The following is a 26,815-nucleotide window of genomic DNA, read 5'->3' as shown; positions in this document are numbered from 1 at the left end:
GCGGAGCCCCGGTACTCGCGCTCACGCCGCCTCCGTGCGGGCCGTCGCCATGCCCGCCGCGTCCAGCAGCGCCGTGCCCACGATCAGGTCCGCCCCGCCGAATTCCGGGTCGTCCAGTTCGGTGCCGTCGTCGACGGCGAACAGCAGCCGCTCCTCGCCCTGGCGGTAGGCCGTGCCGACCGGTGGGCTCGCGGCGTGGATCGCCAGCAGGGCGACCAGATACGGCAGTTCGGGATCGCGGCGGCGGGCCTCGGCGAGGAGTCCCGAGAGGCGGCGCGGCGCGTCGTGCTCCAGGTCGAGCAGTTCCATCGCGCTCGCCAGCTGCCCTTCACTGAAGCGGCTGTCGTCGGGCGTGGCGATCAGATCCGGCTCGGGCATCTCCGCGCCCAGATGCTCGCGCTCCATCGGCGGGGTGAGCAGCATGTCGACCAAGTCGCCGACCCGTACGGACGACGGCGTACGCAAACCGGTCCCGCGGGCGAAGAACGCGTCCGTGACCCGGATCGCCGCCCTCACTGGGAGCGGCAGGATCGGGGCGACCAACTGCCCGTACAGATCGAGCCCGGTCCGGGCAGTGGGACGGGCGAAGGCCTGGCGGTCCTGTTCGGCGCGGAACAGCGGGCCGGCCTCGAGCAGCCGGGACTGGAGCTGAGTGTGGCGGCGGATGCAGTCCTTGACGATGTCGACGAGTTCGGCGGCGCGCCGCTTGTGCTCGGGGTCTTCGGCCTCGTCCCTCGCCTTGCGGATGTTCGTCAGAATCGCGTTCTCATGGCGGTAGCGGTCGGCGACATGGTCGAGCGCCTCGGCGATCATGTCGGGCACCGCGTTGAGCCAGTCGACGGCCCGCACATTGCGCCGGGTCGCCTCCAGCGTTCTGCGCAGGGTCTCGGCGTACTGCACGGTGCGGTATCTGGCCTGCTCGGCCGCGAGCTGGGCATCGGCGAGGCGGCCCCTGCTGATCAGGACCTCCAGCTTCACCTCGGCCGCGATCTGCGCGCTGGTGACGTCCGTGTCGAGCGCACCGACCAGGACGTTGACCGCTTCGTCGGTCGTACGGAGATAGACGCTGCCGCCGTATCCCGGCACTTCCTCGATGAGCTTGAAGTCGTAGTCACGCCGCGTGTACACGCCGTCGGGGCCGAAGGTGCCGTACACCGCGCGGAATCCGCGGTCCACACTGCCGACGTTGATCAGGTTCTCCAGGACCCAGCGGGCGACGCGCTCGTGCTCGGCGACCGGGCGCCGCGGGGCCTGGGCGGCGACGCGCGGGAGCAGCCTCGCCACTATCTGGTCATGATCGGCGCCGGTGTCGAAGTCCATGTTCAGCGTGACGAGGTCGATCGCCGCAAGGGCGACCTCCGCCATCGCGTACACCGTGTACTCCCCCGCGAGATTCGCCTTGCGGGTGTCGAGGTCGTGCAGCGGTGCGGTGCACGCGAGCGCGCGCAGCCGCCGCGCGAGCCCTTCGTCGGCGGCCGGGCCCTGCGCGGGCCGCGGCCCCGCGCTGAGCTGGGGCGGAACGAAGTCCGTCGAGGCAGGCGAAGTCACGCTGCACAGATTAGGTCCTCGCACTGACAACGGCCGAAACGGCGCAGAAGCGACCGGCCCGGCTACGCTCCGTCCGCGTCCTCCTCCGCGACGCGTGCCGCGCGAGCAGGACGGCGCGGTGCTCAGCGACCAGGCCGCCGTCGTCGTCGAACGGTCCGTCAGCATGGCGCGGTTCGGGATGGTCACCTCGCGCTGCGGACGGTCGGTTGCGGTGCGTGCCCGCTCGCTCTGTCTGCACGGCAGGGAGCCGTCACGGTCGACGGACGACCGGTGGCGTGGGGCGCACCGGTCCGGACTGCCGCGGGATCGCTGCTGGAGGCGGGCCCGGCGGTACGCGGTGTGCGCACCTATGTGGCATTCGCCGGCGGGATCGCGGTCGATCCGGTGCTCGGCAGCCGCTCAACCGATCTGCTCTCCGGGCTCGGCCTCCCGCCTGCTCCAATCCGCGCTCGTGCACATCAACACCCTGCTGCTTCAGCCGGTCCTCGCCGAACCGGCGTGGGCCAAGAAGCTGTCCGATGAGGACCGGCGCGGGCTGGCTGCCCTGTTCTGGTCGAACATCAACTCGTACGGCACCTTCCGCCTCGACATGGACAGGCGGCTCGACCTGGTGCCGACCGTGGCCGTGCCCCGCCCCCGTACCCCGGCGGATGCCACCACCCGATCAGCCACGGAGCTGCGATGAAGGACTTTGCCGACCTCACCGATACTCGCAAGAACGAGGCCGCCTGGCGGGCGCGCGATGGGCTCGGCCCAGGTTGAAGGGTCCGGCGCGGGCACCACTGGCTGTGACCATCAAGACGGCTGTCTATCCGCGACCCGAACTTGGCGTGGCAGTGCCGCCTGAGGTCGGTTCGGCTTTCGTGTAGAGGACCTCGCGGGCCTGCTCCGCGGCGCGGATGATGCTCTCGCCGACGAAGTCGAGGAAGCGGGCGACGTTCTCGAGGCGGGCAGCGGCCGGGGTGTCGCGGCCGAGGATGCCGACGCCCTGCCGCGCGGTCTCGGCGAGCTGAGCGTTGGACCGGGCGCTGTCGATCATCGACTGGTACCAGATGTCGTCGTCGACGACGTAGCGCTCGCGGCGGCGTTCGCCTGGTTCCCGGCGGACGAGGGTCATGCTCTCGAGCGCGGTGATGGCTTTGGAGATGGACGCCGGGCTGACTTGGAGGCGCTGGACGAGTTCGGAGGCGGTGAGGCTGCCGGCGTCGGTGGTGTAGAGGGAGGTCAGCACCCGGGACATCATCTTGGGCAGGCCCGATTGCATGAGGATGGTGGTGAACATCTCCTCGTACTCGCGCACGGCTTCGGCGTCGCGTCCGTGGGTCTGCGCCGGCGCCCCCTGCCCGCGGGGCGCGGCCCGCCTGCGCCGGTGGGCGCGGCGTTCGGTGGCGCGGTGGGCCAGGTCGGCGCGGTAGGCGGTGGGGCCGCCGTTGCGCATCACCTCACGCGTGATCGTCGAGGTGGGGCGCTCGAGACCGCGGGCGATCTCCGCGTAGGCGAGGCCGTCGGCCAACCCCAGTGCGATCTGCCGGCGTTCCTGCTGGGTGAGCCTGCCTCCCGGCATCACGATCTCCCTTCACGCTTCCTTGATGCCCCCAGCATAGCGTTCACCCCCAAATCATTGCAACGAATCAACGAGCTGTTGTTGCATTACGCGCAGTACCGTTGCAACGATGCCATGGCATCTACCTGCAAAAATGATGGTTCTGCGCAACAAGAACGTTGAGTGATTCTTGAATGCAACGTAGCGTTTCGGGTGTCAGAAACAACGAGTACCGGAGGGCACGATGCAGACGTTCGACACCCCCGCCCCGATCACCGCCGTCCTGGACATTCCCGCGGGGCGCATCCAGTTCATCGCCGCCGACCGCGCTGACACCACGGTGGAGGTCCAGCCCGCCAACGCCTCGAAGGGCCGCGATGTGAAGGCGGCGGAGCAGACCCACGTCGCATACAGCGACGGCGTCCTGCGGATCGAGGCCCCGGCGGCGAAGAACCAGTACTTCGGCCCGTCCGGCTCCGTCGAGGTGACCATCCAGCTGCCCGCCGGTTCGCGGGTCGAGGCGGAGGCGTCCTGCGCCGAGTTCCGGGCCGTCGGACGCCTCGGCGACGTCGCTTTCGAGGGCGCACACGGCCCGGTCAAGATCGACGAGGCCGCGAGCGTCCGCCTCACCGCCTCCGCCGGTGACGTCGCCATCGGCCGCCTGGGCGGCCCCGCAGAGATCAACACCCAAAAGGGCGACATCAACATCGCCGAGGCCATCTCCGGCACCCTCGTGCTGCGCACCCGGATGGGCGACGTGTCGGTCGGCGCCGCGGCCGGAGTTTCCGCCTCCCTGGACGCCGGCACCGGCTACGGCCGGATTAACAACGCCCTCAAGAACACCGACGGCGCCGCGGCCGGCTTGACCATCCACGCGACCACCGACCACGGCGACATCACCGCCCGCAGCCTCTAAAGGAGCCACCCCTCATGACGAACCTGGCCATCGCGGCGAACGGGCTGCGCAAGTCCTACGGCGACAAGACCGTGCTCGACAGCGTCGACCTGGCCGTCCCCGAAGGGACGATCTTCTCCCTGCTCGGCCCGAACGGCGCCGGCAAGTCCACCGCCGTCAAGATCCTCTCCACCCTCATCTCCGCCGACCCCGCCTCCGGCGAGACGCGGGTCGGCGGCCACAACCTGGCCACCGACCCCCAGGCGGTACGCGCCGCGATCGGCGTGACGGGGCAGTTCTCCGCCGTCGACGGCCTGATCACCGGCGAGGAGAACATGCTCCTCATGGCGGACCTGCACCACCTCTCCCACGGCGAGGGACGGCGGGTCGCCGCCGAGCTGCTGGAGCGCTTCGACCTCACCGACGCGGCGAAGAAGCCCGCCTCCATCTACTCCGGCGGCATGAAGCGCCGCCTGGACATCGCCATGACCCTGGTCGGCGGGCCCCGGATCATCTTCCTGGATGAGCCGACCACGGGCCTGGACCCGCGCGCCCGGCACAGCATGTGGCAGATCATCCGCGAGCTGGTCGCGGGCGGCGTCACCGTCTTCCTCACCACGCAGTATCTGGAGGAGGCCGACGAGCTCGCCGGCCGGATCGCGGTGCTCCACGACGGGAAGATCGCCGCGGAGGGCACGCCCGAGGAGCTGAAGCGGCTCATCCCGGGCGGGCACGTCCGGCTGCGCTTCACCGACCCGGCCGCCTACCAGGGCGCCGCGGTCGCGCTGCGCGAGGTCACCCGGGACGACGAGTCGCTGGCGCTGCAGATCCCCAGCGGCGGCAGCCAGCGCGAGCTGCGCTCCATCCTCGACTGGCTGGATGCGGCCGGCATCGAGTCAGACGAGCTGACCGTGCACACCCCCGACCTCGACGACGTGTTCTTCGCCCTGACCGGCGGCGCCGGCGTCCCCAGCCAGCCCAAGGAGGCTGTTCGATGAGCTCCCTGTCCCTCGCCGTGCGCGACTCGTCCACGATGCTGCGCCGCAACCTGCTGCACGCCCGACGCTATCCGTCCCTCACCCTGAACCTGCTGCTCACCCCGATCATGCTGCTCCTGCTCTTCGTCTACATCTTCGGCGACACCATGAGCGCGGGCATCGGTGGCGGCGGCGCCGACCGCTCCGAGTACATCGCCTACCTCGTGCCGGGACTGCTGCTGATGACCATCGGCAGCACCACGATCGGCACCGCGGTGTCCGTCTCCACCGACATGACCGAGGGCATCATCGCCCGCTTCCGCACGATGGCGATCCACCGCGGTTCCGTGCTCGTCGGGCACGTCGTCGGCAGCGTGCTGCAGTCGATCATGAGCGTGGTCCTCGTCGGTGCCGTCGGCGTGGCCATCGGCTTCAGGTCCACCGATGCGACCGCCCTGGAGTGGCTGGCGGCGTTCGGGCTGCTCGCGCTGTTCGCCCTGGCGCTCACCTGGATCGCGGTCGGGATGGGCCTGGTCAGCCCGAACGCCGAGGCAGCCAGCAACAACGCGATGCCGCTGATCTTCCTGCCGCTCATCTCCAGCACCTTCGTCCCGGTCGACGCGATGCCGGGCTGGTTCCAGCCGATCGCCGAGTACCAGCCGTTCACGCCCGCCATCGAAACCCTCCGGGGCCTGCTGCTCGGCAGCGAGATCGGCCACAACGGGTGGCTCGCCATCGTCTGGTGCCTGGGCCTTGCGGTGCTCGGCTACTTCTGGTCGAACTCCACGTTCAACCGCGACCCGAAGTAGCCGAAATGAGCACGCGGGCCGCCTCCCGCAGTTCGTCCCGCCCCAGGGCGGCGTACACCGACACCGCGTCGGCGTACGCCGCCCCGTCGGCGTTCACGGCCATCCGCCGGGCCCGCTCCGCGGACATCGCCGGCCGGACCTCCCGAAGCACCCCGAGCCGTGCGACCGACGCGAGCAACCGCACCGTGCAGGGCCACCGCCGGCAAGACCCGCCACGGCGAGCCCGCGCAGGGCGGCGCCCACATCTCATCGGCTACGCGCGGGGCTCGACCGCCGGCCAGAACCCCGATCACCACATCGACGCCCTGCTGCGGTCAGGAGTCGACCGCGACAACATCCACGTCGACACCGCGAGCGGCGCGAAGGCGTCCCGCCCCAAGCTCGACCTCGTCATGCAGCTGCTGCGCGAGGGCGACGCGTTGAAGGTCACCCGGCTCGACCGGCTCTCCCGCTCCGTCCTCCACCTGGTGACTCTCGGCGCGCGCGAGCGCGGCATCGGTCTGCACGCCATCGAGCAGGGCATCGACACCTCCACGATGGAGGGGCGGGCGATGTTCGGGATGCTGTCCGTACTCGCCGAGCTCCAGCGCGAGCTGATCGTGGCCGACACCAACGACGGACTCGCCTCCGCGCGGGCCCGCGGCCGGGTCGGCGGGCGCCGGCCCAAGGTCACCCCGGACCAGGCCGAGCTCGCCCAGAGGCCATACGACGCCAGGGAGAAGACCGTCCAGCAGATCGCCGACATCTTCAACGTGCCCCGCTCCACGGTCTACGGTCACCTCGACCGGGAGAAGACCGTGCCCCGTCAGCCGAAGGAGACCCCCCGCAAAGCCATGGAAGCTACTGGCTGGCTACTTGTTCCCTGGTGTCCGAGCTAGCACTCCGGGGCCGTGCAGCTCAGTCACACTTCCGTCGGCGCGCTCCACGAGGTGCCTGCCGAGCGCGCCCGCTCATTCCCCCACTCTGGCAAGGGAACCGTCCAGTGACACGGCGGCCAGCGCGGACGACAGGGCATGCTCGGCGCTCATGTCCAGGCGTGCGCTGGTGCCGCGCGCCCAGTGGCGTACCTCCGCGCCCGCCAGCCGCATCAGCTGCGGCAGCAGGTCGGTGCAGCGGCGCGCCACCCATGCGGTGCCGGCCGTGGCGAGCCACAGCACGGACGCGGACCGGCTCGGCGGCGGCTGCTCGGGCTCGCCGCCGGGCGCCGTCCCGTGGGCGAGCCCGCGCTCGGCCAGCAGCTCGTGGAAGCGCCGGGCGATCATCCGGTGCCCACGCTCGCCCGGATGCAGACGGTCGGCGCTCCACATGGACCGGTCGGCGACCCAGGCGGCGTCCGCGGTATGCAGATGTACGGCGCCGTAGCGGTCGGACAGGGCGTGGACGACCGCGTTGACCGCCCGCTGACGCCTGGCGAGCGGGCGGGCCAGCGGCAGAGGCAGCCCGAGCATGCTGCCGGGGTCGGGCAGACAGGCGGTCAGCAGCACGGTGCCGCGGGCCACGAGCTGCTTGCACACGGCGTCGAGCTGCCGGGCCATGTCCTCTATGTCGAAGGTGCGGCGCAGGGTGTCGTTGACCCCGACGAGTACGGCGGCGATGTCGGGTTCGAACGCCAGCGCCTCGGGGGCCTGGCGCTCGACGACGTCCCGGGTGAGCGCCCCGCTGACGGCGAAGTTCCGGAACTCGGCGGGCGCGTCGCCACCCCCGATCCCCGAGGCGAGCAGGGCGGCCCACCCCCGCCAGTGGTCACCGACGCGATCGCCGACGCCCTCGGTGAGGGAGTCGCCGAGAGCGGCGAAGCGGGGCGCGCGCGAGGGGCGTTGGGGGACGGGCCCGGTGCCGGGCGCGCGGTGGCTGACGGACGGGGTTACGGCGGCAGCCTTGGAGGCATACGCGCCAACCGGGGCGCCATCCCCAACCGCCGGGGCCACGGCGGCAGCCTGGGAGACGTACGCGCCCACGCGGGCGCCGTCCCCGACCACCACCGGGGCCACGACGGCAGCCATGGAGACGCACGCGCCAACCGGGGCGCCCTCCCCGGCCACCGGGGCGCACCCGGTGACGCGTTGACGTTCCGCGTCAAGCCCGTCGACGCGCACCCTCTCCCCGTGCCGACAGGCCTCCGCGCCCCCCTCCGGGCCCTCCGAGCCCGGCTCGTCCATCAGCGTGGCGCCCCGCCCCGCCGTCACGCCGTCACCCCTTCTCCGTGTGCACGCTCGCGCACCGGCGGAGCCTCGTGCGCCGCCAGGAACGCATCTACCGACTGTTGCCAGTCGAAGAGTTCGGCCCGCGCCCTGGCTGCCTCGCGGCGATCGTCCTCCGGGCGTGCGAGCAGCATCTGTACCGCGTCGGCGAAGTCCTCCGGGGTGTCGAGAGCGGCCGCTCCCGCGTCGCCCACCACCTCCGGCAGCGCCGACGACGCGCTCGCCACGACCGGCGTGCCGCAGGCCAGCGCCTCCAGGGCCGAGAGGCCGAAGGTCTCTGCGGGGCCCGGCGCCAGGCAGAGGTCCGCCGCCGCCTGGAGGTCGGCCACCACCTCGCGGTCGCCGACATAGCCGAGGAAGACCGCGGGCAGCCGCTCCGCCCGGGCCCTGCGGGTCAGCGCGGCCCGCAGCGGGCCGTCGCCCGCGACCACCAGGGAGGCCCGCACACCGCGTTCGCGCAGCTCGGCGAGTGCGTCCAGGGCCATGCCCGGGCGCTTCTCGACCGAGAGGCGGGAGCAGAGCAGCAGAAGCACGTCGGCCCCGGCGGCGTACTTCGCGCGCAGGACCTTGCTGCGCCGTCCCGGCCTGCAGCCGACCAGGTCGACGCCGAGGGGCGCGCGCACCACATTGCGCGCCCCGATGCGGACGAACTCCCGCTCCGCCCACTCCGTCGTGCACACGATCCGCGAATACGCCCACGCGGTGTGGCGGTTGAGCCGGTCCGCGGTCCGGCCGGCGAGCGACTCCGAGAACCCCCACGTCCTGAGGACCCCGTCGGCCGTCTCGTGCGAGACCATCACTGAGGGGATCCGGTGGCGCCGGGCCCACTCGCCCGTCCACCGAAGGGTGGTGCGGTCGGAGACCTCGATGCGGTCGGGTTCGATGCTCTCCAGGACATCGCGCAGCCGCCGCCGGCCTGCCAGCACCCGGTAGCCGCCGGTGCCCGGCAGTTCGGGCCCGGGCAGGGTGATCACCCGTCCCTGCGGGGTGAGCTGGTCGCTCGCCAAGTCGCCGGGCACGATCAGCACGGGCTCGTGGCCCGCGGCCAGATAGCCCTTGCCGAGCTCGCGCAGCGCGGTTCGCAGGCCGCCGGAGGCCGGGGTGACGAAGTTCGCGAGCCGTACGATCCGCAGCGCGCTCACGCCGCCACCGCCGTACGCGCGCCCAGCACCTCGGCGTAGTGGTCGAGGAGCAGGTCCCCGATCACGGCCCAGGTCCTGCCCTCGACAGCGGCGCGCCCTGCCAGCCCGTACGCGGAACGCAGTTCCGGGTTCCCCGCCAGCGTCGCGACCGCAGTCCGCACCGCGTCCACGTCCCGCGGCTCGACCAGCAGCCCGGTACGCCCGTGGTCGACCAGATCGAGCGGTCCACCCGCGGCCGGGGCGATGACCGGCACCCCGCTGGCCATGGCCTCCTGCACGGTCTGGCAGAAGGTCTCGTACGGACCGGTGTGCGCGAAGACGTCGAGCGAGGCGAAGATCCGGGCGAGGTCGTCGCCGGTCCTGCGGCCGAGAAAGACGGCTCCGGGCAGTGCGGTGCGCAGCGACGGCTCACTCGGCCCGTCGCCGACGACCACGACCCGTACGCCGGGCATCGCGCAGGCCCCGGAGAGGAGTTCGACATGCTTCTCGGGGGCGAGCCGGCCGACATAGCCGACGATCAGCTCGCCGTTCGGGGCGAGCTCGCGGCGCAGTTTCTCGTCGCGCAGCTCCGGCCGAAAACGTGCGGTGTCCACGCCGCGCGGCCACAGCCGCACCCGCTCCACCCCGTGCTCCTCCAGATCGCGCAGGGCGGCGCTGGAGGGCGCGAGCGTGCGGTCCGCAGCGCTGTGCACGGTGCGGATGCGCCGCCACGCGGCCCCTTCGCCGGCGCCCACGTACGTACGGGCATAGCCGGCGAGGTCGGTCTGGTAGACGGCGACGGCCGGCAGGCCCAGCCGCGCCGCTGCCGCCATGCCGCGCACGCCGAGCACGAACGGGCTGGCCAGATGGACGAGCTCGGCCCGGTGGGCGGTGATCGCGGCCGCCACCCGCCGGCTGGGGAGCGCCACCCGTACTTGCGGATATCCGGGCAGCGGCAGAGAGGGGACGCGCACCACAGGGCAGGGCGCGCTCCGGTCGGAGCTGTCGGCCCCGGCGACCGCCGGGGCTATGACGAGCGGGTCATGACCGCGCGCGGCGAGGTGCCGGGCGGTCTGCAGGGCGCAGTGCGCCACACCATTGACGTCTGGCGGAAAGGATTCGGTGACGATGACGACACGCATACTCGTGTTGTCGTCTGGCCCGGGGTGGCTGTGCCAACGTGGATCTTTCCGCTTGGCTAACGTCCCATGAGCGTTTGTGGCCGGGACCGTTTCGCGTCCCTAATGTCACATGGCGGGCATGTCCGGGCCGATTCTGCTGCGTACGGCGGTTTGCACCTCTGCCTCCTCGGCCGGATCCGCGGCAAGTCGGCGCAATCGCTCGGCAACGCGCACATCGCCGGTCTCGGCGTGCAGCGCGCCAACCTCTCTGGTGGTTTCCTCGCAGTCCCACAGGCATTCGACGGCGAATCCGGTGGCGAAGGAGGCGTCGGTGGCGGCGAGCGCGCGGGCCGCGCGGCCGCGCAGCTGCGAGGACGCGGTCTCCCGGTACACATGGCGCAGTACGGGTGCTGCGCAGCCGATGCCGAGCCGTCCGGCCCCGTCGACGAGCCTCCACAGCAGGGGCGCGTCGGGCCCGTCGGCCCGTACGGTCTCGCGCAGCGCGCCGAGGACCAGCTTGTCGTCCTTGGCGCTTCCCCGGCAGGCGAGCACGCCCGCCGCGGACGCGCCGAGCGCGTCGGGCCGGTGCACCCAGCCGCGGGCCCGGTCGACGGCCTCGTCGCCGCACATCCGCTCGAACGCGGAGACGGCGGCGTCGGCGACAGTGCGGGAGCCGCCCGACACCGCGGCCTCGATCAGATCGAGGACGACGGGGTCGCGTGACTCGGCGAGATAGTGCAGGGCGGCGCAGCGCGCGCCGTCGGATCCCTCGCGGGCGGCCTTGACGATCGCGGGCCGGTCCTCGGGTCCCGCGACGGCCGACAGACATCGGGCCGCGGGCACATGGAGGGCGCTGCCGCGCTCGACGCCCTGGTCGGCCCAGTCGAAGACGGCCTGGATGCTCCAGCCCGGCCGGGGTCCGGTGGGTCGCAGCTGGCGCTGCCAGCGGTCGAAGGAGCCGGCTTCCTGGGCCGCGCGTACGCGGGCGCCGATCACCTCTCGCTGGTCCTCGGCCCACAGGCGCCACGGCCGCGGTTCGAAGGCGTCCCGTACTGCGACTGCCAGCTCGGCGTCGCCCTCCGGGGTCGCCGGGAAGCGGGCGAGGACCGGCGCGGCCAGCGCGCGCAGGCCGTTGTCGTCGTCGCGCAGGGCGAGCTCATCGAGGGCCCAGGCCCAGTTGGAGCCGCCGGCGGCGTACCGCCGCAGCAGCGCGAGGGCGTCGTCCCTGCCGTACGAGGCGAGGTGCCCGAGCACCGCGAGCGCGAGGCCGGTCCTGGCCTCGTCGGTGTCGAGGCAGTCGTCGGCGTCACACAGGTGCCGCTCGATCTCCTCGAGACCGCCATGGAGATCCAGGTAGAGGCGCGCGTAGTACAGGGAGCGGTTCTCGACCTGCCAGTCGTGGCGCGGATCGTTCAGTACGCAGTGGTTGAGAGCCGCGAGCGCTTCTGCGCGCGGCGCGGCGAGCGCATGCAGCGTGCCGTCACCGCGGCCCCTCTGCAGCAGGCCGAGCAGCGTGCCGCTCGGCGCTATGACTGGATCGAACATGGGAAAAGCCTCACATCAAGCTGTCGACGCAACCGGGGAGTGGAGATGCCTAGGCCGCGCAGCAACATGTAGGGCCGCCCGTCGTCTTCCGCTTGGTGTAGACCATCTTCCTCTGCCTCTCGTCGGTGGCCCCAGGGGAACTCCCGGATGAAGTCCGGGGTAGGGCCCGACGTCATGATGACCCACCCATTTCGCCACCGCGACCACATTTACGGCGCCCCTTTCAGCGGCCTCTCAGGAGCCTCTCCGGCGGCCCCTCAATGGCCGCCGAACAGCTCCAAGAGCTCTGTCTTCCCAAACATCCGCGCGGTATCCATCGCGGATGGCGTGCCCGCCGCCGGGTCGGCTCCGCCGGCGAGGAGGACGCGGATGACGGCGTCCTCGCCCTTGAACACCGCGCCGGCGAGCGGCGTCTGGCCGCGGTCGTTGACCCGGTCCGGCTCGGCGCCGCGGGCGAGGAGCGCTTCCACGGCCGGGGCGTGCCCGTGGTAGGCGGCGAGCATGACAAGGGTGTCGCCACGGTCGTTGGTGAGGTTGGCGGGGACGCCGGCGTCGACGTAGGCGGCGAGCGCCTCGGTCTCTCCCTGGCGCGCCAGATCGAAGACCTTGGTCGCGAGTTCGATCACCTCTGGATCCGGGGCTTCACTCATTGGACTGACCGCCTTTCACTGCGTTGACCTGGGGTGCACGGCAAGAGCCGCCGTACGAGTGAATCGACAGGGTACTGCCCGCACACCGGCATGATGGGCCCGGCCGCGGCGAGGAACAGTGCAGGGGAGGCACTGTGCCGTGCAACGGCGCAGTGTGCCCGCCGATCGGTGGCGTGACGTCCGCCGGTGCAGTGAAATCCTGAGAAATTCACCTATTTGGACCTTTTATCACATGGATACTTCCTGTGATCCTGGAAGAACTCATGGTGACTGTCCCCTCAACCAGGAGAACTCTCATGGTCCTCTCCATCTCAGGCGTCGTGCTGCTCGCAATCATCGTCTTCCTGTTCTTCAGGAAGGACGGGCTCAAGGCGTCCCACGCGGTCGTCTGCTCGCTCTTCGGCTTCTTCGTTGCGGGCACCGCCATCGCCCCCAGCATCAAGGCCGGCAGCGCGAGCCTCGCCAGCCTCTTGGGCGGGATCAAGTTCTGACACCCGCAGCCCCACCCAGCACCTTCAGCACCGTCAGCACCTTCAGGAGACCGATGTGGCCCGGCGACCACTCCCCCGCATTCTCAGCAGCGGCAGCGCACAGATCGCCCGGAGCCGCCAGATCGCGCGCACGGCCGCCGACAGCGCCACGGACGTCCTCCATCCGCTGATCGCGATCAGCCGTGGCCTTCGGCAGCTGGCCGCGATGTCCGGGCACAAGTGGGCCGCCACGCCCAAGGAACGGCGTGGTCCCACACTGTTCCTGATCGCGGCCTGCGTCCTGGTGGTCGCGCTCATCCCGTACGGGCCGCTGATTGCCCTGATCACGGTGATGGCCGCGGCCGCCTGGAAGGGCCGGGTGCGTACGCCGGTGAAGACCGGGCCCGACGACGCGGAGGCCGGCCGGCTCCGGGCTCTGTACGAGGCCCTCGTGCCGTACTTCTCCGTCACAGAGGACCCGGCGCCGCTCTTCGCCCACGGCGGCGAATGGGGCAAGGCCTTCAGCGACTACGAGTTCGACGACAACGGGCGGCTCACCCAGCTCCGGGTGACCTACCCCGCGTACTTCACCGACGGTGAGGCCGAGCCCCGGGCCAGGATCGAGCAGCTGCTGCACGCCAAGTCCGGGCGCGGCCGCGAGTATCTCTTCACCTGGGACGAGGAGGGCAACCAGCTCCTGATGAGCGTGCTGCCCGCCCTGCGCACCTCCATCGCCGCCCAGCGATTCGTCACAGTGCCCGGCGAGACCGTGCTGGGCTTCACCGACGACGGCGCGGTGCAGCGCACCGTGCCGGTCACGGTGGGCGAGGAGACCCGGGACGCGCCCCCGGTCGTCTGGCGCACCGGCCCGCGCTCGACGGAACCGCATCTGCTGGCCGTCGGCGAGCCGGGCAGCGGCACCACGACCCTCCTTCGCTCGATCGCGCTCCAGGCCCTGCAGCACGGAGACGTGCTGATCGTCGAGGGCAGCGGCACCGGAGAGTACGCATGCCTGACGGGGCGCACCGGCGTGCTGGCCGTCGAATGCGGACTGGCCGGGGCGCTGGCGAGCCTGGAGTGGGCCGCGCACGAGACCGAGCGCCGGCTGATCGCCGCGAACCGCGCCCGGCAGGCCGGGCATCCCGCGCCCGACGACACCAAGCGGCCGTTGTGGATCCTGCTGGACCGGCCGAGCATCTTCGGGCACCTGGCGGCGGCCGACGGGCGCATCGATCCGCAGCAGCTGCTTCAGGTGCCACTGCGGCACGGCAGGGCGGCACAGGTGACGGTGGTCGTGGCCGAGCAGTTCGACAGCGTGGACTCGCTCACCGAGACCGTGAGGACGCACACCCGCAGCCGGGTGGTGCTGGGCCCCGCCACCTTCGAACAGGTCGAGTCGGTGCTCGGGACGAAGCCGCACACCACGCCGACGCCCGACGTCCCGCCGGGTCGCGGATACGCGCGGCTCGGTACGGGCCCGGTGCTCAGGCTTCAGGTGCCGGCGACCCCGGACCCGTACGACGACGCCACCAGTGAGGCGCACCGGCAGGCCGTGCTGGAGCTGCTGCCGGAGCACCCGGACGGGGCCGAGCCGGCCGCACCCGCTCCGTCGCCTGATGCCTCGCCCGCACCCACGTCTGATCCCACGCCCGCGCCTGATCCCACGCCCACGCCAGCTCCCTCGCCTGGTCCCGTGCCCGCTCCCGTCCCGGCCGAGGGCTGACCTCCGCCGTCATGCGACGAACGTGCGCGGCGCTTCCGTGCCGGTGGTCACGCCCGTCTCCACGAGCCGCGCGGCGGCCGCCAGTCGTGTCGCCGCCTCCTCCGCGACCGGACCGCCGACCGTGAACGGCAGCCGTACATAGCCCTCGAAGGCGCCGTCGACGCCGAAGCGCGGCCCGGACGGCACCCGCACGCCCACCCGCTCTCCGACCTCCGCGAGACGGGATCCGGACAGGCCTCCCGTACGCACCCAGAGGGTGAGCCCGCCGCTCGGCACGTCGAACTCCCAGTCGGGCAGCTCCCGGCGCACCGCCGCGACCAGCGCATCGCGGTTCTCGCGCGCCTGGGCCCGGCGGATGGCGACGGCCTTCTCCCAACCCCCGGTCTGCATCAGCCAGTTGATGGCGAGCTGTTCCAGGACGGGCGTGCCGAGGTCGGCGTATGCGCGGGCCGAGACCAGCGAGCGGATCACGTCCGGTGCCGCGCGCACCCAGCCGATGCGCATGCCTGCCCAGAACGCCTTGCTGGCCGAGCCGACCGTGAGGACGGTGCTGCCCGCCGGGTCGAAGGCGCAGACCGGCCGCGGCATGTCGATGCCCTCGTCCAAGTGCAGCTCGGACATGGTCTCGTCGACGACGAGGACCGTGCCCGCGGAGCGTGCGGCGTCGACGAGGCGGCGGCGCTGGTCGTCGTCGGCCAGCGCGCCGGTGGGGTTGTGGAAGTCGGCCACCACATACGCGAGCCGCGGCGCCGCGTCCCGCAGCACCTGCCGCCAGCGGTGCATGTCCCAGCCGGTCAGCCCTTCGGCCATGGCCACCGGCACCAGCCGGGCCCCGGCTTCACGCATCAGCTGAAGGATGTTGGCGTAGGAGGGGGATTCGACGGCGATGCGCTCGCCGCGCCCGGCGAAGAGGTGGCAGATGGCGTCGATCGCGCCCATCGCCCCGGTGGTGACCATGATCTGCTCGGGCATGGTGGGGATGCCGCGCTCGGTGTAGCGGTCGGCGAGCATCTGGCGCAGGGCGGGCAGACCGGCCGGGTAGTCGCCGTGGGTGTGCGCGTACGGCGGCAGTTCTTCGAGTGCGCCCTGGACGCTGCGCGTGAGCCAGGGTTCGGGCGCGGGCAGCGCGGCGCAGCCGAGGTCGATCATCGAGCCGAGCGACTCGGGCGGCAGGGGTTCGAGTCCGCGTGCGGGCAGCGGGTTCCCGGCCGGCACGGCTGTCCAGCTGCCCGCTCCCCTGCGTGACTCCAGGAAGCCTTCTGCGCGCAGCGCCTCGTACGCCGCGGCGACGGTGGTACGGCTGACGGACAGCGACAGCGCGAGCTCGCGTTCGGCGGGCAGCCGGGCGGCGACGGGGACGCGGCCTTCGAGGACGAGCAGCCGGATGCCGTCGGCGAGGGCGCGGTAGGCGGGGGGCTTGCGGGTGCCGGGCCCGGCCGGGCGTGGCTGCTGGGAGGTGAGCTGCCGGGCGAGCTGAGCCGCGCCCACCGCAGAGGTCCACTGCGTCATGGAAGTCAGTCCACCTTCCTCGAATTGGCCATGGTTGACGTTTGTTCCGTAGCCACAGGGTGTCATGCATCAGTCCACAATCACCAGAGGGGGGCGTCACTGTGTCCACGGTGTCGAGGCATCTCACCCGCAGACTGCTGCAGCTGTACATCGGTCTGACGCTGTACGGAGTGAGCTCGGCGCTCCTTGTGCGTGGCGGGCTCGGCCTTGAGCCGTGGGGGGTACTGCATCAGGGTCTGGCCGAGCTGACGGGGCTGACGATCGGCATCGTGTCGATCATCGTCGGCTCGGTTGTGCTGCTGCTGTGGATTCCGATGAAGCAGCGGCCGGGGCTCGGCACGGTCTCCAATGTCTTTGTGATCGGCGTGGCGATGGACGGCACGCTCGCGCTGGTCCCGGACGTGCACGGGCTCGGGATGCAGATCGGTGTGCTGATCGGGGGCATCGTGCTCAATGGCGCGGCGACGGGCCTGTATATCTCGGCGCGGTTCGGACCCGGTCCCCGTGATGGTCTGATGACGGGTCTGCACCGCGTCACGGGCCGTTCGATCCGGCTGGTCCGTACGGCCATCGAGGTGGGCGTCGTGGCGACCGGTTTCGTGCTCGGCGGTTCGGTGGGGGTCGGCACGGTCGCGTACGCCCTCGCCATCGGGCCGCTGGCGCAACTGTTCCTGCGCGTCTTCGCCATCTCCGATCAGGAAAGTGGCAGTACGGTCGTCGCCGGCAGGACACCGGGGCGGGCGATACTGCGAAGGTGACGCGCACACTCCACCCCTACCTGGATCACCCCTCCACTCTCGCCTTCGCCCACCGCGGCGGCGCGGCGGACGGGATCGAGAACACCGCGGCCGCGTTCCGGCGGGCCGCCGGCATCGGTTACCGATACTTCGAGACCGATGTGCACACCACCGCGGACGGCAAGCTGGTCGCCTTCCACGACACGACGCTGGACCGGGTGACGGACGCGCGCGGCAAGATCTCGGCGCTGCCCTGGAGCGAGGTCCGGCAGGCCAGGGTGGGGGGCAAGGAACCGCCGGCGCTCCTCGAGGAACTGCTGGAGGAGTTCCCGGAAGCCCGCTGGAATGTGGACATCAAGGCGGAGCCCGCGCTGGTCCCGCTGGTCGACCTGATCCGCCGCGCAAGCGCGTGGGACCGGGTGTGCATCGGCTCCTTCTCGGAGGGCCGGGTGGCGCGGGCGATGCGGCTCGCGGGACCGCGGCTGGCGACCTCGTACGGAGTGCGGGGCGTGATGGGGCTGCGGCTGCGCTCGTACGGAATTCCGGCGGCACTGCGGATGGGCGCGGTGTGTGCGCAGGTTCCGGAGTCGCAGAGCGGTATCCGGGTGGTGGACCGGCGTTTTGTGACGGCCGCACACGAACGGGGCCTGCAGGTCCATGTCTGGACGGTGAACGACGCTGATCGGATGGCAGCGCTCCTGGACCTCGGTGTGGATGGCATCATGACCGATCATCTGGAGACGTTGCGCACGGTACTGACCGACCGGGGAGTCTGGGTCTGAACCCCGCGCGTCTGCACCACGGGGACGAGCAAGGGGGCGCGGAGTGACGGCCGACACCGCGGACCGGACGACCGGGACGAGTGAGCGCAGGCGCGAGCAACGCGGCTGGTATTTCTACGATTTCGCGTGCTCGGTCTACTCGTCGAGTGTGCTGACAGTCTTCCTGGGGCCGTATCTGACATCGGTGGCCAAGGCCGCGGCGGATGCCGACGGCTTTGTGCATCCGCTGGGCATTCCGGTACGGGCGGGATCGGTCTTCGCCTACGCCGTGTCCGTCTCGGTGGTGCTCGCGGTGCTGCTGATGCCGCTGGCGGGTGCGGTGGCCGACCGCACTGGACGCAAGAAGCCGTTGCTTGCGGTGGCCGCCTACGTAGGGGCCGCCGCGACGACAGGGATGTTTTTCCTCGACGGTGAGCGCTATCTGCTGGGCGCGTTCCTCCTGATCGTCGCAAACGCGTCGCTTTCGGTGTCGATGGTGCTCTACAACGCGTATCTGCCGCAGATCGCGGAGCCGGACGAGCGCGATGCGGTGTCGTCGCGGGGCTGGGCCTTCGGCTATACGGCCGGCGCGCTGGTGCTGGTGCTGAATCTGGTCGTCTACTCGGGCCATGACTCGTTCGGCCTGTCGGAGTCGGCGGCGGTACGGATCTGTCTGGCGTCGGCCGGCCTGTGGTGGGGCGCTTTCACGCTCGTGCCACTTCGGCGGCTGCGGGACCGGCGGGTGGCGCCGAGCGGCGAGGGCGCGGTCGGGTCCGGATGGCGGCAGTTGACGGCCGCGCTGCGGGACATGCGCAGGCATCCGCTGACGCTGTCGTTCCTGCTGGCCTATCTGATCTACAACGACGGGGTCCAGACGGTGATCTCGCAGGCGTCGATCTACGGCTCCGAGGAGCTGGACCTCGACCAGGCGACGTTGATCACCGCGGTGCTGCTGGTGCAGGTGCTCGCGGTGGCGGGTGCGCTGGGAATGGGACGGCTGGCCCGAACACATGGGGCCAAGCGCACGATCCTCGCCTCGCTCGCCGTATGGACGCTGATTCTGGCGGCGGGGTACTTCCTTCCGGCCGGGGAACCAGTCTGGTTCTTCGCTCTGGCGGGCGCGATCGGGCTGGTTCTGGGCGGCAGCCAGGCGCTGTCGAGGTCGTTGTTCTCACACTTGGTGCCGCGCGGCAAGGAGGCCGAGTACTTCTCGGCGTACGAGATGAGCGACCGCGGCCTGAGCTGGCTGGGGCCGTTGGTGTTCGGCCTGGCATACCAGCTGACCGGCAGTTATCGGGACGCGATCATCTCTCTGGTGGTCTTCTTCGCGCTCGGTTTCGTACTGCTGGCGCGGGTCCCGGTGCGGCGTGCGGTGGCCGCCGCGGGCAACCCCGTCCCGGAGCGGATTTAGACGTCGAAGTGAAAGGCCGGTAGTGTACGCCTTTGGCCTGCCAGGCGGACCGTTACTGCGTGCTGAAGAAGTGAATTCACTGGGTGACACTTTCTGTCAGATGTGACAAACCGGGCAATGGTGGGTACAACAAGGGGCGGCACGACGGGCGACGCATGACCCGGAACGGGAATCTTTACCGCCGACCGGACGTTGACCGGATGACGACGACAGCGACACCTGTCCTGTGGGCGACAAGCCCGGGAGGCACGATTCATGAGTGAGCGAGCTCTCCGCGGTACGCGCCTCGTGGTTACCAGCTACGAGACGGACCGCGGCATCGATCTGGCCCCGCGCCAGGCGGTGGAGTACGCATGCCAGAACGGACATCGTTTTGAGATGCCGTTCTCGGTAGAGGCGGAAATTCCGCCGGAGTGGGAGTGCAAGGCGTGCGGCGCCCAGGCACTCCTGGTGGACGGGGATGGCCCCGAGGAGAAGAAGGGCAAGCCGGCGCGAACGCACTGGGACATGCTCATGGAGCGGCGCACCCGCGAGGAACTGGAGGAGGTGCTGGCCGAGAGGCTGGCGGTCCTGCGTTCCGGCGCCATGAACATCGCTGTGCATCCGCGGGACAGCCGGAAGTCCGCCTGACCGCGTAACACCGCACCAACAGCGTCATAGAAACAAGAGCCGCGGGCCGTCTCACTTTCAGTGAGACGGCCCGCGGCTCTGTTGTGCGCGGATCCCGTCAGATCCCATCAGATCCCGTCAGGGGGTCAGCGGAGGTCGGGGGCCCTCGTCCTCGTAACTCCGCGGCGGCGTTCCGTCCTGCCGGATGACCTCACCCTGGACGACCTTCCCGTCCGGCCGGTGAATGCGGGCCTGCTGGAAGGCATCGCCGAGGCTGCCGGGTGCGGCAGCGCGCATACGGCGCTCCACGGACCGCTCCGCGTACCGCCCGAGCATCGAGCGGACGGGCGGTACCAGCAGCACCAGGCCCACCACGTCGGAGATCAGGCCGGGCAGCATGAGGAGCAGGCCGCCGAGCATCAGGAAGCCGTTGCCCTTGCTGACGGTCCCGGTCCCGGGGCTGCCGACGCCGGCGGCCGGACCCTGGCCGGTCTGCTGTTGCTGCAGGGTCTCGGTGAGGCTGCGGAACGCGCGGCGGCCGGCCCGCTTGATCACGACGCCGCCGAGGACGGCGCCGCCGACGAGCAGCGCGAGCACCGTGAGTCCGCCGGCCGCGTCGGCGACGAGGGTCAGCAGCCAGATCTCGAGCACCAGCCAGACGGCGATGCCGAGTGGGACGAAAGTGCGGGCGCGCGAGCGCCTGGGGGCCGTCGGGGGCGGTGCGCCGGTCGTCATGCCCCCAGTGTGCCTGGACGGCCGCCGGAGCGGCGTAAGCGGGTGATCAAGAAGATCGCGGACCGCCCCGGCGGCCGTCCGCGATCAGGACGACGTGCGACCTCGGGAGGGCTTGCGGCCGAGGAGACTTTTCGCCCGGCCTCCGATTCCCCACGCGGTGACCCGCCACAGCGCTTCGACGACGATGTCCCGGCTCATCTTGGAGTCGCCCAGTTCGCGCTCCACGAAGGTGATGGGGACCTCCACGACGTGGTAACCGGCGGCGACGGCTCGCCGGGCCAGGTCGACCTGGAAGCAGTAGCCCTGGGAGGCCACCTCGGTCAGCCCGAGCCCTTCGAGGGTCCCGGCGCGGAAGGCGCGGTAACCGCCGGTGACGTCCCGGATGGGGACGCCGAGGAGGAGGCGTGAGTAGGTGCTGCCGCCCCGCGAGAGAAACTCGCGGGACTTGGGCCAGTTGACCACGCGGCCGCCGGGGACCCAGCGCGAGCCGAGGACCAGGTCCGCGCCCTTGAGGGCGGTCAGCAGCCGGGGCAGTTCCTCGGGCTGGTGGGAGCCGTCGGCGTCCATCTCGACGAGTACGCCGTAGCCGTGCTCGATTCCCCAGGTGAAGCCCGCGAGATAGGCGGCGCCGAGCCCTTCCTTGCCCTTGCGGTGCAGAACATGCACCTGGTCGTCGTGGGCCGCGAGCTCATCGGCGAATTTGCCGGTGCCGTCGGGGCTGTTGTCGTCGGCGACGAGGACGTCCGCCCCGGGCACGGCCGCGCGCACCCGGGAGACGATCGGCTTGATGTTCTCGGCCTCGTTGTAGGTCGGGATGATCACCAAGACCCTGCCGAGCGGGCCGTACCGCCGCCCCTGGGCTTCGCCACGGGTAACCCCAGCGCCGTCGTTCACTGCTGCCCCTTAAAGTCCGTGCTCAGAGCCCCACCATAGCGAGCGCTCGGCGCGCGGCTGCGGCGGCACGGAGCTGAGGTGTCGTACGTCCGACGGTGGCGCGGACAAGGAGCTGCGGATCGGGGCCCGGCGTCCTTCGGGCCGACCTGGGACCCGCTGGCTGCGGGTCGACCGAGAGCCGTTGTCTACTGAACGCCGGGCCCCACCCGGGTCGCACCCGCCGGCCGGCTGGAACCATCCCTCGCCCCCGAGGCGCGGGCGCTGAACCTGGCTCCCAGTGGCAGTGCGCCGGTGCGGCGCACTGCCCCATGACCCAGCGGCGTTCGACGACTGCGTGGAGGTTTGCCGGTCGGACGTCCTGTGGTGGACTCGGCCGAACCTACCCGCCGGTGGGCGCTCCATGTCAACAGTCGTCTGATCTGCGAGGTTTGCCCAAATCACCAGGTCAGCGCGGAAGATCCGCAGGTCGCGGCCGAGCGTGGTGAGTATCCGTCAGCGGCACGAAATGTCCGCACGTCACTCGTACGGCCGCTCAAAGACGGTTTGTCCGAAGACCACGGTCCGCAGGCAGACGGGGAGTTCGGCGCCGGGGCTCAGATCGGGCAGGCCCGGGGTGCCGGAACGGGGGTCGGTGGACCAGCGGGCGACGCGGTCGTCGGGGGCCTGGACGACGAGTTTCCCGGTGCGCCACAGGGCGTAGTCGGCGGGCGCGCCGGGCACCAGGACACCGGCGTCGTCGCGGCCGACGGCGCGCCAGCCGCCGCGGGTGTGGGCGGTGAAGGCGGCCCGGGCGGAGATGCGGTGCTCGGGCGTGCGGTGGAAGGCGGCGGCCCGGACGGCCCCCCAGGGGTCGAGCGGAGTCACGGGGCTGTCGGAGCCGAAGGCCAGGGGCACTCCGGCGCGCACCAGTGCCGCGTACGGGTTGAGGGTGCGGGCCCGTTCGACGCCGAGGCGCTGCGCGTACATGCCACTGTCGCCGCCCCAGGCCGCGTCGAAGGCGGGCTGCACGGAGGCGGTGAGGCCGAACTCGGCGAAGGCGGCGATGGTTTCGGGGGTCAGCATCTCGGCGTGTTCGATGCGGTGACGGGCGGCGCGGACGCGGGCAAGGCCGATCGTGTCCGCCGCGGCCCTGACGCCGTCGACGACCGCGGTGAGGGCGGCGTCGCCGATCGCGTGGAAACCGGCCTGCAGTCCGGCCTCCGTGCAGGCGGTGACATGGGCGGCGACGGCCGCGGTGTCGAGGTGGGCGGCGCCGGTGTGCGGGGCATCGTCGTAGGGGTCGTGCAGGCAGGCGGTGTGCGAGCCGAGGGAGCCGTCGACGAAGAGGTCGCCGGCCGCGCCGATCGCGCCGAGTTCGCGGATCCGCCGGGCGTCCTTCGCATCTGCGACCTGCTCGGCCCAGTAGCCGACGACTCGCGGGCCCGGCTCCGCCCCGGCCAGTGCCAGCAGGGACGTGAAGTCGTCCTCGTCGGAGATGTCGGGGCCGGCGCACTCATGGACGGTGCCGATGCCGAGAGAGGCGGCCCGCGCGAGCGCCGCTCGCTGGGCGGCCGCGCGCTGGGCGGAGGTGATCGCGCCATGGGCGGCGGAGCGTACAGCGTGGTGGGCCGCTGCCGTCAGCGGCGCATCCGGGCGGTAGCCGGTGAGGCCGCTGACGCCGGGGACGAGGTCGAGCAGGGCGGTGGTCACCATGGCCGAATGGACGTCGATCCGCGGCAGATAGAGCGGGCGGCCTTCGGCGGCCTCGTCGAGTTCGGCCCGGGACGGCGGGCGCTGCTCGGGCCAGCGCGAGGCGTCCCAGCCGTGCCCGAGGAGGACCTTGTCGCCGGGGTGTGCGGCGCTGTGCTTCCGTACGAGACCGAGGGCCTCGGCGAGCGTGCGAGCGCCGGACAGGTCGAGGCCGGTGAGCGCCAGGCCGGTCGCCGTGGTGTGCACGTGTGCGTCCGTGAACGCCGGGGTGACCAGGGCCCCTTCGAGGTCGATCACTTCGTCGACGCCGCCCGCGAAGGCGTCGGCGGCACCCTCGGAGCCCACCCAGGCGACATGTCGTCGTTCGACGACCATCGCGGTGGCGAAGGGGTCGGCGGGACTGTGGACTTCTCCACCGCGCAGCAGCACGGTGCGGTGTTCGCTCTGGGGGGCGGCGCTCTCGCTCATGGGACCAGCCTAGATACGCGGCGGGCGTGCCTCGTACGGGGTGGAGAGCACGACCGTCGTACGGGTGGAGACCCCGGACAGCGAGCGGATGCGGGTGAGCAGGTGCTCCAGCTCCAGCGGGGTCGAGACGCGCACCTTGAGGATGTAGTTCTCGTCGCCCGCGACGCTGTGACAGGCCTCGATCTCAGGCACGTCTGCGAGACGCTCCGAAATGTCGTCCGGCGCGCTCGGGTCGAAGGGTTTGACCGAGATGAAGGCGGTGATCGGCAGCCCGACCGCCTCGGGATCGACGACCGCGGCATAGCCGCGGATGACACCACGCTGTTCCAGACGGCGGACGCGCTGATGCACCGCCGAGGTGGACAGGCCAGTGGCCTTGCCCAGGTCGGTGTAGCTCATCCGCCCGTCCTTGACGAGCAATTCCACGATCTGACGATCCAGCTCCTCCATGCGGATCAACCTATTGCCCCAGGTCGCTTCCGGCACAGTCGGCTGCGGCGTGCGGGGGCACCTGCGGCGGGCATGTGACGAATGCCACAGGGCTGCGGCCCGGTCGGTCGTGACCCCACGGTTACCTGCCGGGCGCGTGGGGAATTGCTTGCTGTGGTCGAGGCCGCAAGTGCCTGGTCGGCCCACCCGAGGGGGAGATTCTCCATGCAGAGTGTCAAGAACACAGGACGTACCGAACCGGAGCCTGTCGATTCGGCCGAACCGGCTGAGATCGACGAGCTCGACGCGTACGACACCTTTGAGATGTTCCGGGTCATCTGCCCGGACTGCGCGCAGCCGATCGCGCTGCTGGCGGACGAGGACGTCCTGCCGGAGCACGCCCTGTGCCCCACCCCGTGGAATCCGTTCGGGCTCACCGTGTGCGCCGGTACGGGCCGTCCCGCCTCGCAGGCGCGTCCCGCTGACGAGACCCTCGAGGTCCAGGAGCAGGACACCGCATTGCTGCTTACGCTCCCCCAGGGGCTCGACTGGCGGACGCAGCCCTTCTCGCACGTCGGCGGTCCGGGCTCGCGTCCGCTGCGGGTGCAGCAGATGCGGCGCCACGCGGCCTAGACGTTCTCAAACCTGGGTCCAATAGCTCCCCTGCACCATGGCGGCGAGACTGGCGTGGTGCAGGATCAGGGCGTCCGGGTCTTCGGCCACCTGCGCTTCACCGAAGTGGACCTGTCAGTAGGCCACTCGGAGCATGACGATCGGCGTGCCGCAGCGCGGCGTAGAGGGCGTGGAACTCCATGTCGCGCGGGCGGTGTCCGGTGAGCCGGGCACAGCGGTCCTCAATGGCGTCGCGGCGCTCTCCCATCGACAGGGGCGCCTGGTGGACGGGGTGTTCGTCGAGGGCGACCGGACGGTCGTCGGACACGGCTGACCCCCTGGGGCGGCAGGCCATTTGACGACACGTCAGAAACTCTGCCGGAGACCGGGCCCGGGCGCCATACTCGTGTTTCAGCCGAGCACCCGGGGTCGTGAGCCGGGGGGCGTTGGTGGTTGCTGTCGGGCGGGCGACTTCGCGGCAAGCCCCAGCGGCGGGTAGGTCGCGAACTTCCGCGCGATTTGTCCCAGCGGTAACCCGCCACGGGCACGGTGCGTTCCCCAGGCATGACCCTGCTGTACTCCACGACCAGTCACGGTCGGCGCCGGCTGGCGACACCGCCACCCGAAGAATCGGTTCCGCACCCGGCCGATCCGCCCATCTACCGGGAGCTGCTCCAGCTGTGGGCGAGCAAGGGCAAGACCCTGCCGGGGCGCCGCGACCCGGAGTGGAGCAGACTCGCGGCGCCGCCGGCTTTCGGGGCGCCGCGGACTGTTTGGCGCTCGGCCGCGAAAACCACCCACCGGACGGCAACCACCAACACGCTCTGGCCCGCGGCACCCACGAACCCGGGTGAATAGGTTCAGCGGCGAAACCACCCACCGCACAGCAACCGTCAACGCCCCCTGGCCCACGGCGCCCCCGAACCCGGGTGACTAGGTCCAGCGGCGAAACCACCCACCGCACAGCAACCGTCAACGCCCCCTGGCCCACGGCGCCCCCGAACCCGGGTGAATAGGTTCAGCGTGTCTCAGGTCCGGCCAGGTGACGGGCGATGACCATGCGCTGGATCTGGTTGGTGCCTTCGACGATCTGGAGCACCTTGGCCTCGCGCATATAGCGCTCGACCGGGAAGTCCAGGGTGTAGCCGTAGCCGCCGAGCACCTGGACGGCGTCGGTGGTGACGCTCATCGCCGCGTCGGTGCAGAACAGCTTGGCCATGGCGGCCTGCCGGGAGAACGGCCGTCCCGCGTCGCGCAGCCGGGCGGCGGCGAGATAGAGCGCTCGCCCCGCCTCGATCCGGGTGGCCATGTCGGCAAGCATGAAGCGCAGCCCCTGGAAGTCGGCGATGGGCCGTCCGAACTGCCGGCGCCCGGTCGCGTACGAGACGGCCTCGTCCAGGGCCGCCTGCGCGACCCCGACCGCACAGGCGGCGATGCCGAGTCGGCCCGAGTCGAGCGCGGAGAGCGCGATCGCGAAGCCCTGCCCCTCCTCGCCGATCCGGCGGGAGTCAGGGACCCGTACGCCGTCGAAGTGAAGCTGGGAGGTGGGCGAGCCCTTCATCCCCATCTTCTTCTCGGGGGCGGCGGCGTTCAGGCTCTGTGCGTCGCCCGGGACCAGGAAGGCGGTGATGCCGCGGGCGCCCTCCCCGCCGGTCCGGGCCATCACGGTGTAGAAGTCGGCGATCCCGCCGTGCGTGATCCAGGACTTGGTGCCGGTGATCACCCAGCTGTCTTGGTCACGCACGGCCTTGGTCCGCAGCGATGCGGCGTCCGAGCCGGAGCCGGGCTCGGACAGGCAGTACGCGCCCAGCAGGCCGCCGCCGAGCATGGCGGGCAGATGCTCGGTCTGCTGCTCCTTGGTGCCGTAGCGGGCGAGTGCGTGGCAGGCGAGGGAGTGGACGCTGACGCCGAGGCCGACGGTGAGGCGGGCGGCGGCGAGCTCTTCGAGGACCTGGAGGTAGACCTCGTACGGCTGGTCTCCGCCGCCGTATTCGGAGTCGTACGGAAGGCCGAGCAGTCCGGACTCGGACAGAAGCGAGAAGACCTCACGCGGGAAGTGCCCGGAGTCCTCCTCCTCGGCCGCCCGGGGGGCGATCTCCCGCTGGATGATGTCGCGTACCAGGGCGATCAGATCCCTGGATTCCTCGGTGGGCAGTTGGCGTTCCACCGGCTGCGGGGCGCGGTCGGGCATTGCGGCGCTCTCCTCCCTGTCGGGCGCTGCGGCGTCGCGCGCGAAGGGTGTGGGCGCGCCGCCGGACTTACTGCCAGGCCGATGCTGCCCTTCCGGATCACGAAAGCGGCTCGACGGCGGCTGTGGCGCGTTGAGTATGCCCGATCAGCGGACTTCCGTCACGGGTG

General features: G+C 71.2%; 26 protein-coding genes and 3 pseudogenes. 15 read left to right on the top strand and 14 right to left on the bottom strand.

The genetic code is table 11. From position 1 onward, the window contains the following. Positions 1 to 21: 21 nt before the first annotated feature. Positions 22 to 1,548, bottom strand: a complete 1,527-nt coding sequence (locus ACH492_RS31995) for a hypothetical protein (protein WP_398991627.1) — start codon at positions 1,546 to 1,548, stop codon at positions 22 to 24. A gap of 94 nt (positions 1,549 to 1,642) precedes the next feature. Here ACH492_RS31995 and ACH492_RS31990 point away from each other — a divergent pair. From ACH492_RS31990 to ACH492_RS31980, 3 genes and pseudogenes are all read left to right on the top strand, one after another. After that, a pseudogene (locus ACH492_RS31990) lies at positions 1,643 to 1,798 on the top strand (LamB/YcsF family protein); the annotation flags it as partial. 20 nt (positions 1,799 to 1,818) lie between these two features. Then, the gene (locus ACH492_RS31985) at positions 1,819 to 2,070 is read left to right on the top strand and encodes a hypothetical protein (protein ID WP_398991671.1); all 252 of its coding nucleotides are present in this window, start codon (positions 1,819 to 1,821) and stop codon (positions 2,068 to 2,070) included. Beyond that, positions 2,000 to 2,233, top strand: a complete 234-nt coding sequence (locus tag ACH492_RS31980) for a hypothetical protein (protein ID WP_398991669.1) — start codon at positions 2,000 to 2,002, stop codon at positions 2,231 to 2,233. Before ACH492_RS31985 ends, ACH492_RS31980 begins: the two co-directional genes overlap by 71 nt. 123 nt (positions 2,234 to 2,356) lie before the next feature. On the opposite strand, the gene ACH492_RS31975 is transcribed toward ACH492_RS31980, so the two are convergent. Then, positions 2,357 to 3,112 carry a helix-turn-helix domain-containing protein gene (locus tag ACH492_RS31975; protein WP_398991625.1) on the bottom strand — a complete coding sequence of 252 codons (756 nt, stop codon included), beginning with the start codon at positions 3,110 to 3,112 and terminating at the stop codon, positions 2,357 to 2,359. 223 nt (positions 3,113 to 3,335) lie between these two features. On the opposite strand from ACH492_RS31975, the gene ACH492_RS31970 reads away from it, so the two are divergent. From ACH492_RS31970 to ACH492_RS31955, 4 genes are read left to right on the top strand one after another with little or no spacing between them, the layout of a single operon-like run. Next, positions 3,336 to 4,007: a DUF4097 family beta strand repeat-containing protein gene (locus ACH492_RS31970; protein ID WP_398991623.1), complete on the top strand. Its 672-nt coding sequence runs from the start codon at positions 3,336 to 3,338 to the stop codon at positions 4,005 to 4,007. A gap of 14 nt (positions 4,008 to 4,021) precedes the next feature. After that, complete coding sequence (locus ACH492_RS31965; RefSeq protein WP_398991621.1) at positions 4,022 to 4,984, top strand: ATP-binding cassette domain-containing protein; 963 nt, start codon at positions 4,022 to 4,024, stop codon at positions 4,982 to 4,984. Continuing rightward, positions 4,981 to 5,772 (top strand): ABC transporter permease, encoded by a 792-nt coding sequence (locus tag ACH492_RS31960; RefSeq protein WP_398991619.1) that lies wholly within the window; start codon positions 4,981 to 4,983, stop codon positions 5,770 to 5,772. The genes ACH492_RS31965 and ACH492_RS31960 overlap by 4 nt, the downstream gene beginning before the upstream one ends. Before the next feature lie 5 nt (positions 5,773 to 5,777). After that, positions 5,778 to 6,650: a recombinase family protein gene (locus ACH492_RS31955; protein WP_398991617.1), complete on the top strand. Its 873-nt coding sequence runs from the start codon at positions 5,778 to 5,780 to the stop codon at positions 6,648 to 6,650. A gap of 72 nt (positions 6,651 to 6,722) precedes the next feature. On the opposite strand, the pseudogene ACH492_RS31950 reads toward ACH492_RS31955, so the two are convergent. The 5 genes and pseudogenes from ACH492_RS31950 to ACH492_RS31930 all read right to left on the bottom strand — a co-directional run. After that, positions 6,723 to 7,580: pseudogene (locus tag ACH492_RS31950) on the bottom strand (SGNH/GDSL hydrolase family protein); the annotation flags it as partial. 374 nt (positions 7,581 to 7,954) lie between these two features. After that, positions 7,955 to 9,115 (bottom strand): glycosyltransferase, encoded by a 1,161-nt coding sequence (locus tag ACH492_RS31945; RefSeq protein WP_398991615.1) that lies wholly within the window; start codon positions 9,113 to 9,115, stop codon positions 7,955 to 7,957. After that, positions 9,112 to 10,236 (bottom strand): glycosyltransferase family 4 protein, encoded by a 1,125-nt coding sequence (locus ACH492_RS31940; protein ID WP_398991613.1) that lies wholly within the window; start codon positions 10,234 to 10,236, stop codon positions 9,112 to 9,114. Before ACH492_RS31940 ends, ACH492_RS31945 begins: the two co-directional genes overlap by 4 nt. Positions 10,237 to 10,341: 105 nt before the next feature. After that, a complete protein-coding gene (locus tag ACH492_RS31935) occupies positions 10,342 to 11,760 on the bottom strand; it encodes a HEAT repeat domain-containing protein (RefSeq protein ID WP_398991611.1) in 1,419 nt (472 codons plus the stop codon). Positions 11,761 to 12,017: 257 nt separating this feature from the next. After that, positions 12,018 to 12,410, bottom strand: coding sequence for an ankyrin repeat domain-containing protein (locus tag ACH492_RS31930; protein WP_398991609.1), 393 nt, complete (start codon positions 12,408 to 12,410; stop codon positions 12,018 to 12,020). A gap of 296 nt (positions 12,411 to 12,706) precedes the next feature. On the opposite strand from ACH492_RS31930, the gene ACH492_RS31925 reads away from it, so the two are divergent. Together ACH492_RS31925 and ACH492_RS31920 are read left to right on the top strand one after the other, a co-directional pair. Further along, complete coding sequence (locus tag ACH492_RS31925) at positions 12,707 to 12,901, top strand: hypothetical protein (RefSeq protein ID WP_307664714.1); 195 nt, start codon at positions 12,707 to 12,709, stop codon at positions 12,899 to 12,901. A 55-nt stretch (positions 12,902 to 12,956) separates the two neighbouring features. Continuing rightward, positions 12,957 to 14,603 (top strand): hypothetical protein, encoded by a 1,647-nt coding sequence (locus tag ACH492_RS31920; protein WP_398991606.1) that lies wholly within the window; start codon positions 12,957 to 12,959, stop codon positions 14,601 to 14,603. 9 nt (positions 14,604 to 14,612) lie between these two features. Here ACH492_RS31920 and ACH492_RS31915 read toward each other — a convergent pair whose 3' ends face one another. Next, positions 14,613 to 16,112 carry a PLP-dependent aminotransferase family protein gene (locus tag ACH492_RS31915; RefSeq protein ID WP_398991604.1) on the bottom strand — a complete coding sequence of 500 codons (1,500 nt, stop codon included), beginning with the start codon at positions 16,110 to 16,112 and terminating at the stop codon, positions 14,613 to 14,615. Positions 16,113 to 16,213: 101 nt separating this feature from the next. On the opposite strand from ACH492_RS31915, the gene ACH492_RS31910 reads away from it, so the two are divergent. The 4 genes from ACH492_RS31910 (at position 16,214) to ACH492_RS31895 (ending at position 19,651) form a co-directional block, all read left to right on the top strand. Beyond that, a complete protein-coding gene (locus ACH492_RS31910) occupies positions 16,214 to 16,870 on the top strand; it encodes a YitT family protein (RefSeq protein WP_398991602.1) in 657 nt (218 codons plus the stop codon). Next, positions 16,867 to 17,631, top strand: a complete 765-nt coding sequence (locus ACH492_RS31905) for a glycerophosphodiester phosphodiesterase family protein (RefSeq protein WP_398991600.1) — start codon at positions 16,867 to 16,869, stop codon at positions 17,629 to 17,631. Before ACH492_RS31910 ends, ACH492_RS31905 begins: the two co-directional genes overlap by 4 nt. 43 nt (positions 17,632 to 17,674) lie before the next feature. Further along, the gene (locus ACH492_RS31900) at positions 17,675 to 19,021 is read left to right on the top strand and encodes an MFS transporter (RefSeq protein WP_398991598.1); all 1,347 of its coding nucleotides are present in this window, start codon (positions 17,675 to 17,677) and stop codon (positions 19,019 to 19,021) included. A gap of 255 nt (positions 19,022 to 19,276) precedes the next feature. Next, positions 19,277 to 19,651: an RNA polymerase-binding protein RbpA gene (locus tag ACH492_RS31895; RefSeq protein WP_003959706.1), complete on the top strand. Its 375-nt coding sequence runs from the start codon at positions 19,277 to 19,279 to the stop codon at positions 19,649 to 19,651. A 117-nt stretch (positions 19,652 to 19,768) separates the two neighbouring features. Here the strand turns inward: ACH492_RS31895 and fxsA are convergent, their stop codons facing one another. From fxsA to ACH492_RS31875, 4 genes are all read right to left on the bottom strand, one after another. Next, complete coding sequence (fxsA, locus tag ACH492_RS31890; RefSeq protein ID WP_398991595.1) at positions 19,769 to 20,365, bottom strand: FxsA family membrane protein; 597 nt, start codon at positions 20,363 to 20,365, stop codon at positions 19,769 to 19,771. An 84-nt stretch (positions 20,366 to 20,449) separates the two neighbouring features. Then, positions 20,450 to 21,259: a polyprenol monophosphomannose synthase gene (locus tag ACH492_RS31885; protein WP_398991593.1), complete on the bottom strand. Its 810-nt coding sequence runs from the start codon at positions 21,257 to 21,259 to the stop codon at positions 20,450 to 20,452. Between the two features lie 516 nt (positions 21,260 to 21,775). Then, positions 21,776 to 23,416 carry an amidohydrolase gene (locus ACH492_RS31880; protein ID WP_398991591.1) on the bottom strand — a complete coding sequence of 547 codons (1,641 nt, stop codon included), beginning with the start codon at positions 23,414 to 23,416 and terminating at the stop codon, positions 21,776 to 21,778. Between the two features lie 9 nt (positions 23,417 to 23,425). Further along, positions 23,426 to 23,866, bottom strand: coding sequence for an Lrp/AsnC family transcriptional regulator (locus ACH492_RS31875; RefSeq protein WP_307664705.1), 441 nt, complete (start codon positions 23,864 to 23,866; stop codon positions 23,426 to 23,428). Positions 23,867 to 24,070: 204 nt separating this feature from the next. Here ACH492_RS31875 and ACH492_RS31870 point away from each other — a divergent pair, with 204 nt between their 5' ends. After that, entirely contained in the window at positions 24,071 to 24,478 is a 408-nt protein-coding gene (locus ACH492_RS31870; protein WP_398991589.1) for a hypothetical protein, read from the top strand. Between the two features lie 6 nt (positions 24,479 to 24,484). Here the strand turns inward: ACH492_RS31870 and ACH492_RS31865 are convergent. Continuing rightward, positions 24,485 to 24,716: pseudogene (locus ACH492_RS31865) on the bottom strand (phosphotransferase family protein); the annotation flags it as partial. 305 nt (positions 24,717 to 25,021) lie between these two features. Between ACH492_RS31865 and ACH492_RS31860 the strand changes: the two are divergent. After that, a complete protein-coding gene (locus ACH492_RS31860; protein ID WP_398991587.1) occupies positions 25,022 to 25,315 on the top strand; it encodes a hypothetical protein in 294 nt (97 codons plus the stop codon). A gap of 160 nt (positions 25,316 to 25,475) precedes the next feature. Here ACH492_RS31860 and ACH492_RS31855 read toward each other — a convergent pair whose 3' ends face one another. After that, positions 25,476 to 26,648 (bottom strand): acyl-CoA dehydrogenase family protein, encoded by a 1,173-nt coding sequence (locus tag ACH492_RS31855; protein ID WP_398991585.1) that lies wholly within the window; start codon positions 26,646 to 26,648, stop codon positions 25,476 to 25,478. Between the last annotated feature and the right edge of the window lie 167 nt (positions 26,649 to 26,815).

This window comes from Streptomyces sp. NPDC019443 (genome assembly GCF_044389785.1).
Classification (GTDB): domain Bacteria; phylum Actinomycetota; class Actinomycetes; order Streptomycetales; family Streptomycetaceae; genus Streptomyces.
Note: the sequence above shows the minus strand (reverse complement) of the source record. Positions and strands in the feature narration are given on the sequence as shown.